General features: G+C 55.0%; 17 protein-coding genes. All 17 read right to left on the bottom strand.

What is annotated here, in order from left to right; translation table 11 throughout:
- Positions 1–339: 339 nt before the first annotated feature.
- Positions 340–2,100: a ribonuclease J gene (locus LBW89_RS07790; protein WP_225038903.1), complete on the bottom strand. Its 1,761-nt coding sequence runs from the start codon at positions 2,098–2,100 to the stop codon at positions 340–342.
- Positions 2,101–2,345: 245 nt separating this feature from the next.
- Entirely contained in the window at positions 2,346–3,017 is a 672-nt protein-coding gene (locus tag LBW89_RS07785) for an SGNH/GDSL hydrolase family protein (RefSeq protein ID WP_225038902.1), read from the bottom strand.
- Between the two features lie 123 nt (positions 3,018–3,140).
- Entirely contained in the window at positions 3,141–3,914 is a 774-nt protein-coding gene (locus LBW89_RS07780) for a class I SAM-dependent DNA methyltransferase (RefSeq protein WP_225038901.1), read from the bottom strand.
- A 60-nt stretch (positions 3,915–3,974) separates the two neighbouring features.
- The gene (locus LBW89_RS07775; RefSeq protein WP_148451480.1) at positions 3,975–4,880 is read right to left on the bottom strand and encodes a S1 RNA-binding domain-containing protein; all 906 of its coding nucleotides are present in this window, start codon (positions 4,878–4,880) and stop codon (positions 3,975–3,977) included.
- Positions 4,877–5,224, bottom strand: coding sequence for a ribosome silencing factor (gene rsfS / locus LBW89_RS07770; protein WP_148451479.1), 348 nt, complete (start codon positions 5,222–5,224; stop codon positions 4,877–4,879). Before rsfS ends, LBW89_RS07775 begins: the two co-directional genes overlap by 4 nt.
- A 52-nt stretch (positions 5,225–5,276) precedes the next feature.
- Positions 5,277–5,864 carry a bis(5'-nucleosyl)-tetraphosphatase (symmetrical) YqeK gene (gene yqeK, locus LBW89_RS07765; RefSeq protein ID WP_148451478.1) on the bottom strand — a complete coding sequence of 196 codons (588 nt, stop codon included), beginning with the start codon at positions 5,862–5,864 and terminating at the stop codon, positions 5,277–5,279.
- Positions 5,848–6,441: a nicotinate-nucleotide adenylyltransferase gene (locus LBW89_RS07760; RefSeq protein WP_148451477.1), complete on the bottom strand. Its 594-nt coding sequence runs from the start codon at positions 6,439–6,441 to the stop codon at positions 5,848–5,850. Before LBW89_RS07760 ends, yqeK begins: the two co-directional genes overlap by 17 nt.
- A gap of 21 nt (positions 6,442–6,462) precedes the next feature.
- Complete coding sequence (yhbY, locus tag LBW89_RS07755) at positions 6,463–6,753, bottom strand: ribosome assembly RNA-binding protein YhbY (protein ID WP_148451476.1); 291 nt, start codon at positions 6,751–6,753, stop codon at positions 6,463–6,465.
- Positions 6,754–6,821: 68 nt separating this feature from the next.
- A complete protein-coding gene (locus tag LBW89_RS07750; protein WP_213506269.1) occupies positions 6,822–7,685 on the bottom strand; it encodes a shikimate dehydrogenase in 864 nt (287 codons plus the stop codon).
- 40 nt (positions 7,686–7,725) lie between these two features.
- Positions 7,726–8,853: a ribosome biogenesis GTPase YqeH gene (gene yqeH, locus LBW89_RS07745; protein ID WP_225038900.1), complete on the bottom strand. Its 1,128-nt coding sequence runs from the start codon at positions 8,851–8,853 to the stop codon at positions 7,726–7,728.
- Positions 8,850–9,377 carry a YqeG family HAD IIIA-type phosphatase gene (locus LBW89_RS07740; RefSeq protein ID WP_148451473.1) on the bottom strand — a complete coding sequence of 176 codons (528 nt, stop codon included), beginning with the start codon at positions 9,375–9,377 and terminating at the stop codon, positions 8,850–8,852. The genes yqeH and LBW89_RS07740 overlap by 4 nt, the downstream gene beginning before the upstream one ends.
- Positions 9,378–9,510: 133 nt before the next feature.
- Positions 9,511–11,778: a DUF4129 domain-containing transglutaminase family protein gene (locus LBW89_RS07735; RefSeq protein ID WP_225038899.1), complete on the bottom strand. Its 2,268-nt coding sequence runs from the start codon at positions 11,776–11,778 to the stop codon at positions 9,511–9,513.
- A complete protein-coding gene (locus LBW89_RS07730) occupies positions 11,775–13,025 on the bottom strand; it encodes a DUF58 domain-containing protein (RefSeq protein WP_213506274.1) in 1,251 nt (416 codons plus the stop codon). The genes LBW89_RS07735 and LBW89_RS07730 overlap by 4 nt, the downstream gene beginning before the upstream one ends.
- Positions 13,026–13,028: 3 nt before the next feature.
- The gene (locus LBW89_RS07725; RefSeq protein ID WP_263639076.1) at positions 13,029–14,003 is read right to left on the bottom strand and encodes an AAA family ATPase; all 975 of its coding nucleotides are present in this window, start codon (positions 14,001–14,003) and stop codon (positions 13,029–13,031) included.
- 181 nt (positions 14,004–14,184) lie between these two features.
- On the bottom strand, positions 14,185–14,535 hold the full coding sequence (spoVAE, locus tag LBW89_RS07720) for a stage V sporulation protein AE (RefSeq protein ID WP_148451469.1): 351 nt from the start codon (positions 14,533–14,535) through the stop codon (positions 14,185–14,187).
- Complete coding sequence (gene spoVAD / locus LBW89_RS07715) at positions 14,532–15,557, bottom strand: stage V sporulation protein AD (RefSeq protein ID WP_213506275.1); 1,026 nt, start codon at positions 15,555–15,557, stop codon at positions 14,532–14,534. Before spoVAD ends, spoVAE begins: the two co-directional genes overlap by 4 nt.
- Positions 15,557–16,063 carry a stage V sporulation protein AC gene (gene spoVAC / locus LBW89_RS07710; RefSeq protein ID WP_148451467.1) on the bottom strand — a complete coding sequence of 169 codons (507 nt, stop codon included), beginning with the start codon at positions 16,061–16,063 and terminating at the stop codon, positions 15,557–15,559. Before spoVAC ends, spoVAD begins: the two co-directional genes overlap by 1 nt.
- Positions 16,064–16,448 lie beyond the last annotated feature (385 nt).

Here is a 16,448-nt window from a genome sequence, read left to right as displayed (position 1 = left end):
CTGCAGATTTGCATCTTTTTTCGCATTCCCTCGGGAATCGTCTTAAATACCTGCAGTTTTGCATCCTTTTGGAGTTGGTAGTTTGGAAGCACGCACACTAGGCGCCTCTTTGTATGTGACAATCACTTCGATTAGTCATTAAACCACCTTACCTTTCGTTATACATAGCAGCTTGAACACTCCTATGATAACGACCCCATCAGGTGGTTTTGATATAAGCATCACTACACCCCCCGCATAGCAGGTGGTATGTTGTTTCGCACGCTTCGCGTAATAAAAGAGGGTGCCCCTCAGTCATCTATGATGACTCTTGGGACCCCCTCTAATCCTTATCTATCGCTAAACCTCAAGTACCGAAGGCATGATATGCGGCGTTCTGCCGACTTCCCGCTGAAAATATCTCCGCATCACCTGTTGGGTCGTGCGCAGCCAAAGCTTTTGGCTGTACGTCTCCTTCTCCCCCATACGGTTCAAGCTGCGCCGCAAAGCGGCTTCCGCACGCCGCAGCAGCGGCCGGGCGTCCTGCATGTATACGAATCCCCGGGTCACGATGTCCGGACCGGATAAAATCTTGCCCGTCCGGCTGTCTACGGTCATAACGACCACGACGATGCCTTCCTGGGCCAGTTCCATACGTTCTTCAACCAGCTCATCTTCATTGAGGCGCATTTCGCCGTTGCTGATAAAGACCTCGCCCGCCGGGATCGTTCTGCCCCGCTTTGCGCGGTTCCGGTAAACCGACAGCGTATCGCCGATATTCATGACGAACACCCGGTCCTCCGTCAGCCCCGTTTGCAGCGCCAGGTTCTTGTGACTTAACAGCATACGGTATTCCCCATGAATCGGAATAAAAAATTTCGGCCGAATAAAGCTCAGCATCAGTTTAAGATCCTCGCGGCAGCCGTGTCCCGACGTATGGATGTCGAAAATAGAGCCGTAGATGACATGGGCGCCCGCGCGCATCAGCATATCGATGCTCCGGTTTACATTTTGACCATTTCCCGGAATCGGAGATGAAGAGAAAATGACCGTATCCCCCGGATAGATTTGCACGGAGCGGTGCGCTCCCGAAGCGATCCGGCTGAGGGCCGCGTTCGGCTCGCCCTGGCTGCCCGTGCAGACGATGAGGATCTGCCGGTCCTCATACCGGTCGATATGCTTCACATCGACCAGCATGCCCTCCGGAACCCGGATATAGCCCAGATCCTGACCGATCGCGAACACCTTCTCCATGCTGCGGCCGATCACGACGATCTTCCGGTTGCATTGCATCGCCGCATCTACCACCTGCTGCAGGCGGTGCACGTTCGACGCGAACGTCGCGAACAGAATTCTTCCGTCGCACTGCCGAAACGCTTCCAAAATGGCGCCGCCCACCCGCCGTTCCGAGGGGGTGAAGCCTTCTTTTTCACTGTTCGTACTGTCCGCCAAAAGCGCAAGCACGCCTTCCCCGCCGACGCTGGCCATTTTGAACAAATTCGCCGGCTTATCCTCCGGCGTAAAATCGAATTTAAAGTCTCCGGTATGCACCACCGCACCGTATGGCGTATCGATCACGATGCCGTAGGCATCAGGTATGCTGTGGGTCGTCCGGAAAAAATGCACCGACATCTGCTGATAATCGAACCGGTCGTTCTCATCAAACACATGCAGCTTGACCTCGCCCAGCATCCGGTATTCCTCCAGCTTGGCTCGCACCAGACCGATCGTCAGCGCTCCTCCATAAACGGGTACCGACAGCTGCCGAAGGACGAACGGCAAGGCGCCGATGTGATCCTCGTGGCCGTGGGTCAGGAACAATCCTTTGATTTTATGCTGATTTTGCGTGAGGTAACTGATATCGGGAATGATGTAATCGATGCCGGACAAACGGGAATCCGGAAATTTCAATCCGGCGTCCACGATCACAATCTCGTTCTTGTATTCGATCCCGTACATATTCTTTCCGATTTCGCCTATGCCGCCAAGCGAAAAAATCCGCACGGGCGGCGGAGACGACTTGGAGCGTCGGCCGGACTTCCCGTTTGCTGCGTTCGCACCCGTTGTATTTGCTGTATTCGCTGGCTTCGTTTTTGCTTCCTTCAATTTTGCTTCATTCATTATGCGGTTAATCCTCTCTAGAATTATGCAGACTAATCTATGCTCAATTATACTGAAAACTACTCATAATAACTATTTAATTTTTATATTTGATATTTCGTTAGGCCGCGCACAAGAAACAAGCCGGAACCCGGACACCGCCGAGCACCGGCTTATTGCAAGCCATAAAGGAGATTTACCCGCGCCGCAAAACTTTTAAACTTTCTTTCAAATTCTAAAACTTATAAAAACGTGGGTAGCGATGATTAGTCCAGGATGCCGCTTTTGTTTACGACCTCCAGCCAACGCTGCGCAATGAGGTGATGGCCCGCGGCCGTCGGGTGAACTCCGTCCCAAAGCCAGTAAGCCGCCTCTCTCCGCTGTTCGGCCGCATCAAAGACGTCCTGAAGCGGGACGTAAACCGCGTCGAACCGCTCGGCCAATTCACGCAGGGTCTTCCGGTACCCGGCAATCAACTCGGTCCACTGTTCCCAGCGGGCGGCGGTGGCTCCGGTCTTCAGGATAAACGGCTCGCACAGCACGAGCTTGACCTCGGGCATCACCTCGCGGGTCTCGGTCAGCAGGTGAAGGTAAGCCCTTTCAAATCGGTCCGTAGCCCCGCTCGGTTCTTCAGACACGATTCTCCAGGCGTCGTTGACCCCGATCAAAATGCTGATGACATCCGGCTTCAGGCTGATCGCATCCTCATTCCACCGCGCATACAAATCGGATACGCGGTTGCCGCTGATTCCCCGGTTCAGGAATGTCGGCTGCTGCTCCGCGTGGATATGCCCAAGCTCGCCGGCGATCATATACGCGTAGCTGTGCCCCAAAATATGATTCGGATCGCTCCCCCGGTCCCGATTTCCGTCAGTGATCGAATCGCCCTGAAACAAAATAACGCAGTTCTTTTTCAACACGAATCCCTCTTTTCCCATGATGAACGACATCGTATTTTCCAATTATCGATTATAGCAAGGAATGGCGCCCGCGCGAAGGACAGAATTTCACAGATGCAAAAAGACCCCGCTTAGCGGAGTCGTCACTTGCTCTTCTGCACTTTATTTAACCGCGACGAAAAACAATCTTGTTGCATCCTCGCCAGCCTCCACCCACTCGAAATCGGCGTAACAGGCGACGTCGCGGAAACCGCAGCGGAGCAGCTCGCTCTTCATCCACGCCGGGTCGTAAGCCCGCTGGGTATGATGCTCCTCAAAACGCCGGTACAGGCCCGGACCGTTCTCTTCTTCTCGGGCAAAGATCGTCAGATGATGTTCTATTTCATCCCGTGCCGCATCCCGTTCACAGGTCCAGATATAGGCTACGGAAGCTTCGTCCCAGATAAACGGCTGTTCCTCCTCATACCGACGGAAGGTGTTCGGATGGTGAACGTCAAACAGAAACGTGCCGCCCTCTTTAAGCCCCTTATAGGTCCTCTGGAATGTACGGACGACATCCTCTTCTTCCAATAGGTAATTCAGGCAATCGCAAAAAGAGATGACCGCATCGACCGGCTCGGGGAGTTCCCATTCCGTCATATCCTGCTGAACCCAGCGGATACTGCCGTCGCGAAACAGACGAACGCCCTGCGAAGTGCCCTCCATTTTTCGGCGGGCCACGGACAGCATATCGGCGGATAGATCGATGCCGGTCACTTCAAATCCCGCATTGACCAGGGGAATCGTAATGCTGCCGGTTCCGCAGCCGAGATCCACGACCGTTTTGGGCATCCCGAGCCGCTCCCAGGCCTGGCGGGCAAACCGGATCCAATCCGGGTAAGGCATGTCTTCCATCAATTCATCGTAAACATAAGCAAATTTCCGGTAGGCTACCATCGATGTTCTGCACTCTCCCTTTCTGTTCCCGAAACCCATTCATGGCGGGTGCCAAACGCTTTATTCGGGGTTATCCGGCTTGTTCTTCAAGACGGAGGTCAGATAGGTCCAGTTCTCTTCTTGCGTAATTTTGCCTTCTTTCATCAGCTTGCCGAGCGCCCGCTTAAACGCCGACTTGCTGATGCCGAACCTCTGCTTGATCAAATCCGGCGCCGTTGCGTCGGAATAAGGCATACTGCCGCCGGGCCGGCTTTCCAGGTAGGCCAAGATGCGCTCCGAATCCTCGTCCCGGCCGATCTCCTTGCGCGGCGCCATGGACAAGTTAACGCGTCCGTCCTCGCGGACGTGCGCGACGCGGACTTTGACCCGCTCGCCCAAACGCAGCAGGCGATTGCGTTCCGAGGAATGGATCATGCCGATCGCGCCGAACCCGAGTACGCCGCCATCCACAATGACGAACGTCCCCATTTGCAGCGGTTTGTACACAATGGCTTCCATCCATTGATTATTCCAGGAGGTCGGGGCGTGAAACGTTCGCGGCGCAAGCTCCTGTTCACCGGCCAGCTTGGCCTTGAGACGCCCCTGCTTGTCATGCTCCATGATCACATAGACCCGATCCCCCACCTGCGGGTGGAGTTCCCTGAGCTCGGGAAGCTCGCGGATCGGAAGCAGCAGCTGCCGGCCTAGGCCCATTTCCAGAAAACAACCCAGCCGTGGGTGTACATCGGCCACTTCGAGCAGCGCCAGCTCTCCCAGGGTCAGGAAAGGTTTCTTCATCGTGGCCGCCAAGCGGTCCTCCGTGTCATAAAACAGAAATACCTCCACGGTTTCGCCCGGCTGAATCTTCCGCGTCAGCTCCGAATAATGAAGCAGAACATCCTGCGTTCCCCCGGTAAGGAAATAGCCGTAAGGCGAAACCTCCCGGTCCACGGGCAGGGAGACGATCGTTCCGGCTACCAAACTCATACGTTCTCCACAACTTTAGCGTCCGACCACAAACGCTCGATATTGTAGTATTCCCGTTCATCCCGATGGAACACGTGGACGACGACATCGCCAAGGTCCATCAAAACCCAGCGGGCTGTGTTCATTCCCTCGATCCCGCGGATCTGCGCCCCGGCCTCCTGAGCCCGTTTGCGCACCTCGGTGGCGATCGACTGTACTTGGGTATCCGAATTACCGTGGCAGATCACGAAATAATCCGCGATGAGCGAAATTCCTTTCAAATCCAAAGCCACCAGGTTCATCGCTTTCTTGTCTTCCGCGGCGGATACCGCGAGTTGAAGCAGTTCTTTTGGTGATACCGGCATTCATTCAGCCTCCTGTTATAGTTGGTTGTTTTATAAATTTAGCGTTAAATCGTTAAGATTCCGGGTTTCTCTTCTTGAGCTGAGCGATTAAATCGTTCCTGGCCAACACCGTCAACGGGAAAATGGCCTTTTTCTTCTCCAGCAAAAACGAAATCGTCGAATCGAAACCGGCGAGAAGCGCCTCCTCCAGACTGACTTCGGCCAGTTCCCGGATCCGCTCGACTCCCGGAAACTCTCTCCCCGGCTCGATATAGTCGGCCAAGCAGACGATTTTATCCATTTGGGTCATGCCGACCCTGCCGGAGGTATGATAGCGAATCGCATCCAGTACCTCCGGATCGTCGACGCCGTAATCCCTTTGTGAAATAAAAGCCGCGACCTCGGCGTGAAGCAGCTGTTTGTCATGGTCCAGCAGCTCCGCATTCAGGCCGTTCTCCCGGATAACGGCTTCCTGCCGCTCCACCGGCCAGAACTTGGCCAAATCGTGCAGCAGGGCCGCCAGATCCGCTTTAACGGGATCCGCTCCGTAGCGGCGAGCCAATTCTACCGCGGTCTGCATCACGCCTTCGACATGTTTCCACCGTTTGGCGGGCATCTGACCGGAGACGATCCCGATCAGTTGTTCACGGTTGTAAACCATACAATCCGCTCCTTACGATATATTCATGCACCTCGTCGGGAACCATGTAACGCACCGACTTTCCGCTGGCCAGTCTTTTGCGCACGAGACTGGACGAGATGTCGACCAGCGGCATATCGGCGAGATGCACCGCCTGCTGAATATGGTCCGGCAGCGCATCCAGCTCCAGAAAGCTCCCGGGGCGCTGCAATCCGATAAATTTGAGCATGCCGGTCAGTTCTTCGATCCCTTCCCATTTGGGCAGGTAATTGACCATATCCGCACCGATGATAAAATAGAGGTCCAGATCCGGATGCTCGCGCCGCAGCTCCCGGATCGTATCCACCGTATACGATACCCCGCCGCGGCGGAGCTCGATATCGAGCGGTTTAAACGCCGGATTGGCGCGGGTGGCGGCTTCCACCATTTCCAAGCGCTGTTTGCCGCTCACACCGGCCTGATGTTTATGGGGAGGAATATGGGAAGGCATAAACCAGACTTCCTCCAGCCCATACTGCTCCCGCGCGGCTTCCGCCGCCAGCAAATGGCCCAGATGGACCGGATCGAACGCGCCCCCCATGATGCCTACTCTGCTCATCGCCGTTCTCCCCCCAGCCGTTTATGGAAGCTCGATCTGCTTATATTCTTGAGACTCCTTGTATAAAACGATCGTTCTTCCGATCAGTTGCACCAGTTCAGCCCCGGCGCCTTCGGCCAGTTCTTCGGCGATCTCTTTCGGATCGTCCAGATTGTTGTTCAATATGGAAACCTTGATCAGTTCCCGACGCTCCAAAGCCTCGGAGATATGACGAATGATCTGATCGTTCGTTCCCCCTTTGCCCACCTGAAAAATAGGCTGGAGATGATGGGCGAGGCTCCGTAAATAACGTTTTTGTTTTCCGCTTAGCATGTAAGTTCATAACTCCTCTAAAATTAATAATGGTTATCATATCCCAAGACCTCTTGCGAAGGAAGGGGTTAACCCAGTGTACCTAAAACCGCGTTGCGCATCGCTTCGACCGGTGCCGTAAGGCCGGTCCAGTATTCAAAAGCGTAACCGCCCTGATACACGAACATCCCGAGGCCGTTGTGAATCCGGCAGCCCTTTTGCTCCGCGCGGATCAGCAGCTCCGTCTTCAAGGGATTGTAGATCAGGTCGCTCACGACGATGCCGGAAGGCAGCAGCGCCGGATCGATCGGCGTTTGTCCGGGATGCGGATACATGCCGACCGATGTCGTGTTGATCAGAATATCGATTTCGGGAAGGATCCCCGCGATCTCTTCCATTCCGCAGCCCGCCAGCGGCCCCAGCCCGCTCCATTCCGCTGCGAGGCTGCGCGCTTTGTCCGCGGTTCGGTTCGCTACGGTGACCCGGCCCGGGTTCTCGCCGAGCAGCGCATGCACAATGCCGCGTGCCGCGCCGCCGGAGCCGAGCACGAGGACGTTCTTCCCGGCCAGGTCCGAAACCGCCTCCTCTTTCAAGGAGCGGATATAGCCGATGCCGTCCGTGTTATATCCCTTCAGCCGGCCGCCGTCATTGACGATCGTGTTCACCGCTCCGATCGCCCTCGCCCCTTCATCGACTTCATCCAAGAAAGGGATACAATCGACTTTGTGGGGGACCGTCACGTTTACGCCCCGAAAACCCAGCGCACGGACGCCCATAATTGCTTCTTCCAAGCGCCGAGCCTCCACGTGAAGCGGAACGTACGTCCCCGCCAGCCCGGAAGCGCGGAGCGCCGCCTGGTGCATGACCGGCGATTTCGATTGGATGACGGGGTCCCCCATCACGCCGAGCAGCAGCGGAAGTTCGGGACTCATCGTATGTTTCAAGGCATTCATAGCTTTCCCCCTTTGGTCCGTTCCATAAGTGCGGGCCGTCTTAGATCAAAGATGGCCGGACCAATACTTTGATCCCTTTCGGCACATGGACGGCTACAACCGCGCCGACATCATTATTGACTTTCATCCAGCCGAGACCCGAGATAAACAGATCGGAACGGCTTCCTTTAGGGATTCGGAATTCGTGCCGGGTCCACTCGGGCAGTTTCTCCAGATTTTCGCGATTTGGCGGCGAGAGTAATTCACCGGCATGATCCCTGAACAGATCGTCCGCCCGTTCCAGCTTGGTACGATGCAGCGGCACCCGGCCGCTTGCGAAGCAGGTGAACGACTGGCGTTCCCCTTGAATAAAATCGAAACGTCCGAAGCCGCCGAAGAAAAGGGTTTGCCCTTCGTTCAATTGGTACACCGCCGGTTTTAACGGCTTGTCCGGGAGCAGCACGCCCAAATCCTGCGGGCTGACCCACTCGGTATAGCGGGACGGATACATAATCCCCGGCGTATCGATAATCGCCTTGCCGTCATCAAGCGGAATATGCACCATATCGAGCGTCGTACCGGGGTATCTGGAGACGGTCAGCTCCTGCTCCAGATCGCTGTAGTCCCGAATCAACCGGTTGATCAGCGTCGATTTGCCGACATTCGTCGCCCCTACCACATAAACGTCACGGTCTCCCCGGTAAGATTGCAGGGCATCCAGCAAACGGTCGAAGCCGCTGCTTTGTTTCGCGCTGCAGAGCACCACATCCTCAACTTTCAGACCGAGATCTTTCGCTTCTTTCTGCACCCAGTTGCGAACCTTGTTCCAATTGGTGACTTTGGGCAGCAGATCAATCTTGTTGACGGCCAGCAATACCGGATTGGTCCCGATAAAACGCTGCAGCCCCGAAATCACGCTGCCGTGAAAATCGAAGAGGTCAACGATATGGATCACCAGCGCTTCTTGGCCGCCGATTTGTCCCAGCAGTCTTAAAAACTCGTCCTGCTCCACCGTAACGGAAGAGGATTCGTTGTAATTTTTAATGCGAAAACAGCGTTGGCAGATCACCGGCTCCCTGTCCAAAGCTTGCTGCGGGATAAACCCCGGTTTGTTCTGCTCCTCGCTTTGCAGCCGAATCCCGCAGCCGCTGCAGCGAAGTTCCGGCCCTTCGTTTCGCTTGTCCGTCATTTCTGTTTTTCCTCCTCCAGCCATAATCCCGACTTCCCGAGCCGATGCTTGACGATTCGTTCCAATCTGCGGTTGATGCGGGTTCCAAACCCTTCGTCCGCCACGGAAATCGGAAGAACCAGCACGGTAAACAAGCCCTGCCGGTTCCCGCCGAAAATGTCGGTCATCAACTGGTCGCCGACCACGATCGTTTCTTCGGGGCGCAGCCCCATCATATCCATCGCTTTTCGGAAAGCGGACCCGGCCGGTTTTCTGGCCTTATATACATACTCAATATTTAATGGGGTCGCAAACACCGATACCCTGTCCAAATTATTGTTTGACACGATCACGAGTTTAAACCCGGCTTTCTTTACCTTTTCAAACCATTCCACGAGTTCCGGCGTGGCCAGCGGAGCCTTGGCTCCGACCAGCGTGTTGTCCAGATCGGTAATAATTCCCCGGTAGCCTTGATCATACAGGCTCTGAAGATCGATATCAAACACGTTGTTCACGCGTAACTTGGGCAAAAATCTCTCAAACAAAATACGTTCACCTCGGTTTCATACGACAAACTATACCATATCCTTACTCCATCTTATCATTTTATTTTAAAAAATAAATTGTCCCCGGCGCAAGCACCGGGGATGGAGCTAAATGTTCTGACGCAGATGAGTATCAGGATCGGGTTAAGAACGGGATCCGTACCCTCTTGCGGGTCATGCGGTTTAATTTGTGGCCCAGCTCCTGCACGATTCTCCACTGGCTTACCGAAAACGCCTGCGGACTGTAGCTGGCTTGCTCGAATTCCCGCAGCAGTCCGTCGAGAACGGCCGAGATGCCCGGCTCCTGCTCTTTCCAGCGGGCGAACGACTCCCGAAGCGTTTCGTCGCCGCTGCGCGCAAAACCTCGGCGCTTCATTTTTCCGACGATACGCAGCGTTTCCATGACCGCCTTCTCCGACAACGTCAAAGGCCGGCCGAGCCGCAGCCGGAAGAACCCGTAATAAATCGCGGACCGCAGGTGGTAGACAACCCAGGTTACAACGATTGCCAGTGCGATCAGAAATACCGTCCGGACGGTGGCCGGATTCAGTTGGTCCATCAAGCCGGGATTGGCTTTGGATGTGATTTCTTCCTGCGGCGTAGTCTCGGCGAGAGCCGGAACATCCTCTTCTTCATCGTACAAGATCGGGGCGTCGAATCCCGGGGTCGCTTCAAAGGGAATCCAGCCGTAATCCCCGAAATACAGCTCGGCCCAGGAATGGGCATCCGCATTGTTGACGCGGTACGCCATACCGTTCTCCGGGTAACGCTGCAAAAATTCGGGGTCCGGTTGGGAACCCGGCGCATAGCCCTTGACCCACCTGGCCGGGACGCCCAAAGAGCGAGCCATCATGACCATGGAAGTGGAGAAATAATCGCAATAGCCCTGTTTGACGTCAAACAAAAATCCGTCGACAAAATCCTTGCTCTTCTTGCGTGATAAATCCGGTTTGTTCGTATACTCGTAGTTTTGCCGCAAATACGCCTGAAGCAGTTCCATTTTCGCGTAAGGCGTCGCGCCCTCGGCCGTAACTTGCTCGGCCAATTCACGAACCCGGTCCGGAAAACCGTTGGGAATCTGCAGGTATTCCCTATACTTTCGTTCCGGATATAGCTCCTCATATGTCGCGCGCCGCACCTCTTCCAGAGGGATGATCGGAATGTCCGACACGACTTTATATTTCCGCGGGTATAGGCGGGTCGACTCCTCGCCACGATTCACCGCCTGTCCCATCCCGAGCCAGAACAGCTCCCCTTCCTTCTCGGTCCATTCCAGGTTGGACGAGAAGACGCCTTCATCCAACACTTCGACGCTTTTCATCGCATACCCGCCGAATAAAACCGGATAAACCTCTTCATTTTGCATCGTGATCGTCTGCTCTACCCGCCTAACTTCCGTTTTGGGCGCCTGCTCCTTGTGCGGCAGCGTCCCCGTCGGATTTTCATGGAACAGCTCGTAATCGCGTCCTTCCTGACCCAGACCGGCCCATCCTTCGCCCGTATAGGTTCTCCGGGTCTCCCCCCGCCAATAAGACCGGACAGGGGTTTCCACCGACATGACCGGAGTATAGCTGAATTCGAATCCGCCGCCGAGCTCCCTGTCATCCCGGCTATAGCCGGATTGAACCTCCGTCCGGTCGCCGCCTTGATCCGTCGGCGTGTTGGCGGCCGCAACCGCGGGCAGCGCCGCGCTATCCGCCGGTTCGGAGGCGCTTTCCCTGTTCTTCCAGGCCGTGTATGGATCAGTTAAAATCGGGGACACCGTAGGCATACTGATACCCACCAGCAAAATACAAGAAAAAATAGCCAGGATGTTGAAAGCGAGCTTTAGCGGCTGACTGCGCATTCTTCTCCAGCCCAGCGGATATTTCAATTGAAAATTTCGAAAGTGAAGGCTGGCCAGCCAACCAAGACCGGCGAAGACGGTCCATGCTACATTTTGCCAAAGATAATAGGAAGTAAAGGAATCCAGAATCGTGAAGGTTATCAGATTGGCGGCCATGAACAACAATACGCTTCTTTTTCCGGTCAACAGTTCCAGCGCCAACTCGAAAAGAACCCAAGCCCCCAGCGAGAACCAAATATAGGGTACGAATTGCTGGGCCATTCCCTGTAATTGATCGGGAAAAAAGGGACCGTACGGCACATATGCCCCCATTACCACCAGTACGGCTCGCCATCCCAGGACCACCGCGATGATCTTGATCGACCATTTCCATGGCGAAGGGACGGGCAATACTTCAATGATAGCAATCGTCAGCAAGGTAACCGTAACCAACGTCGTAGTTTCCGAAAACCAGAGCGGCTCCGTGTAATCCACCCATTGCATGCCTATGAGCAGAAGCCACAACACGGCGAAAATCCGATACCACGAATACTGGCGGTTTACGGCTCGTTTCATGGCTTTCCACCTCCCAAGGCGATCGGAAGCTCGCTCAGCGACGAAACCGTAACCCCTCTGAACCCATGCTTGTGAAGGTTCACCCTCCTGCTCCCCTCACGGGTCGCCGCCTGAAAGGAGCTTCCCGTGTGAATGTGATAAGGGATCATTTGGCGGGTACGGGCCCATCGCATGATGTTCAGCAATTTTTCATCAGCCAACGGGCTGATCAGGATAAAGAACGCACCAGGCGTAAAAAAGTCCCGTTTGGCCTCCAAAATATCCCGGTGGTTTCCGTAGCCGTCGGCGTTGATATCCACCAGATGCTGAAGCATTTGCTGACGCTCCAGCAATCCCTCCGCGGGCGGAAACCCGCGGAACGGTCTGCCGAGCGTACACATTCCCATGCTGATCCTTTCCCGGATTCCATATTCGATCAGCGAAGCCGTGGTCGATACCGCCAATTCAAACTGGGCCGGGTCCAAATAACTGGACGAATGTGCGTCCAGCACCAAAACCGTCTTCGGCAGCGATTCGTGCTCGAATTCCTTCGACTTCCAGGCTCCGGTTTTTGCCGTGGCATTCCAATGAATCCGCGAAATCCGGTCCCCGTACATATAATCCCGGACCCCGTTGATTTGCGTCGTCTCCCGCCGGGACAGCGATACCGCCGTCTCGGGACCGGCCAATCGGGAGTTCCGGCTGTACAACTGCCACTTCGGCACAAACACCGTTCTCGGCAGAACCCGGAATTCGCCGCCCGTTTGGAACTCGCCCTTATGCTTCATTAATCCGAAGATATCCTCGGATTGACACTCCGTGCTGGCGAAAACATACCTGCCTCTTTCCAAAGGAGGTGTCTGGTAAACCAGAAAGCCCTCTTGGTTAAAATGAGGAATGATGCTGTCCTCGAAGATCCAGGAATCCCCGTTATGCCGGCGCAGATGCTCCCGGATCACGATATAGGGAAGCGGGAGAAACCGCGGAGGCTGAACATGGAGTTTTACCTGAACCTGTTCGCCCGCCTTGAGAAGCCCGGTCCGGTCCCCCGTTAGCGATAAGGTTCGCGTCCCTTTGATTCTTTTGACTCCGCCGAGCCCGCTAAGGGTCCAGTAAGCGACCAGCAACGAAACCATAGCGAACAGCATCAACGATGTCTTGCCGCCCTGAAACAAAACATAAAACAGACAGATCAGCCAGAGGGACGCCACCTTCCAAAAATTGATCGAGGTCATCCCCGTTTTGAAATAATCCAGAACCGCGCGCATCGGTTACCGTCCCGCGGACACCGGCACCTGTACCTGCCGTAAAATTTGCTGCAGTACCTGGGTCGAATTCACGCTGTCCAGGCGGGATTCCGGCCGCAGCAAAATCCGGTGCCCCAGCACATAAGTCGCCAGTATTTTCACGTCATCGGGCAGGACATAACCGCGTCCCTGCAAGAATGCGTACGCTTTGGTTGCGGTCATGAAGGCGAGCGAAGCCCGCGGCGAAGCTCCCAGAAGCACGGCTTCATGCTCGCGGGTACGTCTGACGATCTCCAGCAGATAATCCGCCAGCGCCTCGCTGATATGCACCTCGCGGATCTCCCGCTGGATCTCCGCAATTCGGTCCATCGTCGTTACGGGCTTCAAGTGGTCGACAGGTTGCCCCTGGCTATGGGTCTGCAGCATGCTTTTTTCCGTGGCCGCATCGGGATAACCCATCGCGATTTTCAGCATAAAACGGTCTAACTGTGCCTCGGGGAGCATGTATGTTCCCTCAAAATCTATCGGATTTTGCGTAGCGCATAGGATAAACGGATGAGGAAGCGGATAGGTGACGCCGTCGGCGGTCACGCTGCGTTCCTCCATGACCTCCAGCAGCGCGGATTGCGTTTTGGTCGTCGCCCGGTTGATTTCATCCGCCAGGAGGATGTTTGTCATTACCGGACCCGGCCGGAACACAAACCGTTCCTCATGAGGGTGAAATACCGAAACACCGGTAATATCGCTCGGTAGAATATCGGGATTGCACTGAATCCGCCGGTATTCCCCGTCCATGGATTTGGCGAGCGCCTTGATCAGCTGCGTCTTGCCGGTCCCGGGTACATCTTCAATCAACACGTGGCCGCCGGCGAGCAAGGCCGTAAGCAGCAATTGGATTTCAAAGGATTTGCCAAGAATGCAGGATTCCAAGTTTTCTTTAACAGCGACTATAACGGAAATTGATGGCTCTTTCACGGGCACGTTGTTCCCTCCAGACATAATTTCAACATGTGCTATAGCTGGCTTCATATTACTTCTATTGTACATGATGTTAGATATGGAAGTATACTTTAACCCTGAACCTTATTAAAGCACTCTTTTGGTAGACAAAAGAACACCATAAAGAAAAAAGACCCAGTCGGCCTAAAAGCCTTTGGGTCTTCATCGTACATTTTTTCCTTCATCCTTTCGGCCGCACGACGAGGGCGGCCAGGAACGAGAAGATGATCGCTGCGGAAATCCCGGCGCTGGTGACGTCGAAAATCCCCGTAATCACGCCGATCCAGCCGTCGCGGTGCAGCTCGGTCAAAGCCCCGTGAACCAGAGAGTTGCCGAAGCTCGTAATCGGCACGGACGCCCCGGCTCCGGCGAATTTGACGAGCGGATCGTACCAGCCCAGCGCATCCATGACGGCCCCGGCCACGACCAAGGTACTCATCGTATGGGCAGGGGTCATTTTAAACACATCGAACATAATTTGGCCTACGACGCAAAACAGGCCGCCAATGACAAAGGCCCACAGAAAAATCATCCTTCGAATCCCTCCCTTTCCAAAGCTACCGCGTGCGCAATGCAGGGGATGGTCTCACCCTGCTGATAGGACAGCGGGGAGAGCAGCGCACCGGTCGCGGCGATCAGCACCCGGTTCAATTCACCCTTCTTCATTTTTTTCAAAATATGCCCGTACGTCACCACCGCCGAACAGCCGCAACCGCTGCCGCCCGCCATGACATAGGGCTGTTTCTCCCGGTCGTAAATCATCAAGCCGCAATCCTTGAAATCCGTGGCCCCCATGTTGACGCCGTCCTTTTTCAGCACGTCTTTCACAATGGCATGTCCTACCGTCGCCAGATCCCCGGTAACGATCAAATCATAGTCCTCCGGCTTTCTGCCGGTATCGCGAAAATGGGCGACCAGGGTGTCCGCCGCCGCCGGAGCCATCGCTTCCCCCATATTGAAGGGGTCCTTGACGCCGAGATCCTGAATGCGGCCGATGGTGGCGTGCGTAATTCGGGGTCCCGAACCGGAAGAGGAGACGACCGCGGCTCCCGAGCCTGTAATCGTGTACTGGGCGGTAGGCGGTTTTTGCGAACCGTATTCCGTGGGGTACCGGAACTGTTTCTCCACCGTACAATTGTGGCTCGCCGTGGCCGCCATCGTATACTTTGCTCCGCCGGCATCGACGATCAGCGCCGCCATGGCCAGGCTTTCCATGGAGGTGGAGCAGGCTCCGAAAACACCGATATAAGGAGCTCCGATTTTGCGGGCGGAAAACGTGGCGCTGATGATCTGGTTCATCAAGTCCCCGCTGATATAAAACTGCAGCTCTTCCCGAGTGATCCCCGCATGCGTCAAAGCCAGCGAAGAGGCGTGCTCCAGAAGCTTGCGCTCTGCCTTCTCCCAGGTCTTCTCGCCGATCTCCAGATTATCGTAAACAAAATCAAAATCCCCGCCCAGCGGGCCTTCGCCTTCCTCCGGGCCGACGACGGACGCCGTCCCGATAATAACGGGCTTCGATTTGAACTCCCAGGTTTGCGCGCCGGTCAATATCATCAGTGTACGCCCCCCAAACCGAAGATCACATGAATGACACCGACCACAAATGCGGCAACCACGCCGAACACAATCACGGATCCGGCCAGTTTGAACATGTTGGCCCCGACCCCGAGTACGAGTCCTTCCGCTTTGGATTCAATCGCCGAGGAACACATGGAATTCGCAAAACCGGTAACAGGAACCGCCGATCCCGCCCCGGCCCATTGGGCGATTTTATCGTATACGCCGAGCGACGTAAGGATCACGGAGATAATGATCAATACCGCCACCGTCGGGCTGCTGGCTTCCCGGGACGTCATTCCGCCGTAAGTCATGAACAGCTGCTGTATACACTGGCCGAGCAGGCAGATCAAGCCCCCGACCAGAAAAGCCTTAAGACAGTTGGTGAAAACTTTGGTCTTGGGCTTATGTTTCTTGGCAATTTGTTGATAATCCTGTTCTGTCAGGGACGTCGTATTCAATTCCACCCTAGCCCCGGACTTAGATTTCGTTTTCGCTGGCAAGCGCGATTCCTCCTTTTATCATCACTATTCAAGACAGGGCTTGCACTGTATCCTCAGTATTTGCCATCGGGCTTCTTGTTATGATTGGTAAATCATCCATGGAATCCGGCCTGTCCAAGTGGACGAGATCCCGTAAGAAATCTGGGGCGGGGCGGCGATCGGAAGATTATTTTATACGGCGGCCATACATTCAGTGGATTCCACGCCTATTACGTCCTAACTGAAGCTGCTCAGCCGTCAAATTACCGGGATTTTCTCTAGCTAATTTGGTGCTGTTCTCCCCGGTTGGCCACATTAGCTGGAATTCCTCCAGCTAATTTTTCCCCTTCGGCATAAATCAGCCCTCCGCCCGAAAAATAACTGGAGTTATTCCCGTTAATCGTGT

The sequence above is a fragment of the Paenibacillus sp. alder61 genome, assembly GCF_020179875.1.
Classification (GTDB): Bacteria; Bacillota; Bacilli; order Paenibacillales; family Paenibacillaceae; genus Fontibacillus; species Fontibacillus faecis.
This window is presented reverse-complemented; position numbering and strand designations above follow the sequence as displayed.